1 protein-coding gene is annotated in these 262 nt (G+C 64.1%); it reads left to right on the top strand.

Annotated elements, in window-relative coordinates; all coding sequences use genetic code 11:
* The coding region (locus tag SB765_RS30740; protein ID WP_410932634.1) for an AMP-binding protein at positions 1 to 262 on the top strand (262 nt) is incomplete at both ends.

Raw genomic sequence — 262 nt, 5'->3', positions numbered from 1 at the left:
ACTGCAACACTTCGCCAGCAAGCAGTCGCCCCTGCCTGAGGTTAGCCCCGCGCAGCCGGCCTATATCACCTTCACCTCAGGCAGCACTGGCGAACCGAAGGGCATCGTCACCCACCACGCGCCCCTGGTGCATTTCATCGACTGGCATGTGCAGCAGCAGGGTTTTACCCGGGGCGACTGTTTTTCCCTGCTCTCGGGCCTGGGCCACGACCCGGTCTACCGGGACGTGTTCACGCCGTTGTCGATCGGCGCAACGGTCCTC

The sequence above is a fragment of the Pseudomonas sp. SIMBA_067 genome (assembly GCF_046534675.1).
Classification (GTDB): domain Bacteria; phylum Pseudomonadota; class Gammaproteobacteria; order Pseudomonadales; family Pseudomonadaceae; genus Aquipseudomonas; species Aquipseudomonas putida.
This window is presented reverse-complemented; position numbering and strand designations above follow the sequence as displayed.